Below are 2,023 nucleotides of genomic sequence, written 5' to 3'. Positions count from 1 at the left end.
TGAATTTTGCTGGTGGAATTCTGGCAGACGAGGAGGGTCGTGTGCTTCTGCAGTTGCGAGGCGATAAGAAAACATGGGCGATTCCTGGTGGAGCTATGGAGCTCGAGGAGACTTCTTTGCAAGCAGCCGTGCGCGAATTTTACGAAGAGACAGGCATTGCTGTTGAAGCCAAGCGCTTGCTGAATGTCTACACTAATTTTGCTGAAACTTATCCTAATGGTGACAAAGTGCAGACAGTTGTCTTTCTGTATGAATTGCAGGCACTGGAGAATGTTGATATTTCCAATTTTCACAATGAGGAAACACTGCGTTTAGGCTTTTTTTCTAAAGAAGAAATAGCAGAGCTGGAAAATGTATCGGATAAACACCGCCTGATGCTGGATGAGTATTTCTCGGACAGCTTTGCTATGGGGCTTTGATATTGAGAATACTAAGAAAGGAGCTTTATGCCTGAATTACCTGAAGTGGAAACGGTTCGGCGGGGTTTGGAGCGTCTAGTTGTTGGCAAGACGATTGGGCAGGTGCAGGTCCGCTATGCCAAAATGATTGCTACGGGAGTGGATGCTTTGGTCCATGACTTGCCAAGTCAGACCATTGAAAAGATTGGCCGTCGGGGCAAGTATTTGCTCTTTTATCTGACGGGTGGAGTGCTGGTTTCCCATCTGCGAATGGAAGGCAAGTATCTTTTTTATCCAGATGCGGTGCCTGAGCGTAAGCATGCCCATGTTTTTTTCGAGATGACGGATGGTGGGACGCTTGTTTATGAGGATGTCCGCAAGTTTGGGACCATGGAGCTCTTGAGAAAGGACCAGCTGGAGGCTTATTTTGCTGCTAGAAAGCTTGGTCCTGAGCCGACAGAGGCGGACTTTCTTTTGCCGCCTTTTGCCGCAGCTTTGGGTCGTTCCAAGAAGCCCATCAAACCCTATTTGCTGGAGCAGACCTTGGTCGTTGGTCTGGGCAATATCTATGTAGATGAGGCCCTTTGGCGGGCGCGGATTCATCCGGCAAGGCCAGCAGCTAGTCTGAAGCCTGCCGAAGTTAAGCGACTGCGTGAGCAGATTATAGAAGTTTTGCAGCTTGGGATTGAAAAGAGAGGATCGACCATTCGGACCTACCGCAATGCTTTGGGCGAAGATGGCACGATGCAGGATTTTCTGCAGGTCTATGGAAAGACTGGTCAGCCTTGTGCTAGATGTGGCAGTCCGATTGAAAAAATTAAGCTGGGTGGACGCGGTACTCATCTCTGTCCTCACTGCCAGAAAGCGAGGTAGCTGCCATGCCAAAAATTATCGGTATCACTGGTGGTATTGCTTCGGGTAAGTCAACAGTGACAGAGTTTTTGAGGCAGCAGGGCTACCAAGTCATTGATGCGGATCAGGTAGTGCATGACCTGCAGGAGCCAGGCGGACGGCTTTACCAAGCTCTTTTATCTACTTTTGGCTCAGCTATCTTACAGGAAGATGGGCGCTTGGATCGACCTAAGCTGGGAGCTATGATTTTTGGGAATCCTGAAGTCTTGGCGCAGTCCAGCCAGCTTCAGAACGAAATAATCCGCGAGGAACTGGCTCGCAGACGAAACTTGTTGGCAGAAACTGAGGCTGTCTTTTTCATGGATCTTCCCTTGCTGTTTGAGTTAGAATATGATAACTGGTTTGACCAAATCTGGCTGGTGGATGTGACGAAGGAAACTCAGCTCAACCGTCTCATGGCTCGAAATGCTCTCAGTCAGGAAGAGGCCGAAAAACGCATAGCAGCTCAGCTATCTCTCCAAGCAAAACGCAAGAGGGCGGATGTTCTTATTGAAAATAATGGCGATCTTGGGGACACTTTGGCTCAAGTTGACCAACTTTTAAAAACAGAAAGAAGATGATTCTATCACGGTACAAGTAAATTGGAAACATAATCTGAAAATCGCTTGGTTTGGGAACTTCCTGACAGGTGCCAGCATTTCTCTGGTCACTCCTTTTATGCCCCTTTTTGTGGAGCAGCTAGGAGCGCATGGTCACGAAGTGGAGTACTATGC

At 48.2% G+C, this 2,023-nt stretch carries 3 protein-coding genes and 1 pseudogene; all 4 read left to right on the top strand.

What is annotated here, in order from left to right; translation table 11 throughout:
• A partial coding sequence (locus Q0191_RS04890; RefSeq protein ID WP_297664343.1) for an NUDIX domain-containing protein occupies positions 1-419 on the top strand: 419 nt, incomplete at its 5' end.
• 27 nt (positions 420-446) lie between these two features.
• Positions 447-1,271 (top strand): DNA-formamidopyrimidine glycosylase, encoded by an 825-nt coding sequence (gene mutM, locus Q0191_RS04885; RefSeq protein WP_297664341.1) that lies wholly within the window; start codon positions 447-449, stop codon positions 1,269-1,271.
• 5 nt (positions 1,272-1,276) lie between these two features.
• Positions 1,277-1,870, top strand: a complete 594-nt coding sequence (coaE, locus tag Q0191_RS04880) for a dephospho-CoA kinase (protein ID WP_297664339.1) — start codon at positions 1,277-1,279, stop codon at positions 1,868-1,870.
• A 4-nt stretch (positions 1,871-1,874) separates the two neighbouring features.
• A pseudogene (locus tag Q0191_RS10480) lies at positions 1,875-2,023 on the top strand (MFS transporter); the annotation flags it as partial.

The sequence above is a fragment of the uncultured Streptococcus sp. genome, assembly GCF_938036805.1.
GTDB lineage: Bacteria > Bacillota > Bacilli > Lactobacillales > Streptococcaceae > Streptococcus.
Note: the sequence above shows the minus strand (reverse complement) of the source record. Positions and strands in the feature narration are given on the sequence as shown.

Excerpts from the sequence above, each read along its gene's own strand:
- mutM (WP_297664341.1), top strand. The coding sequence starts at position 447 with ATGCCTGAATTACCTGAAGTGGAAACGGTTCGGCGGGGTTTGGAGCGT.
- coaE (WP_297664339.1), top strand. The coding sequence starts at position 1,277 with ATGCCAAAAATTATCGGTATCACTGGTGGTATTGCTTCGGGTAAGTCA.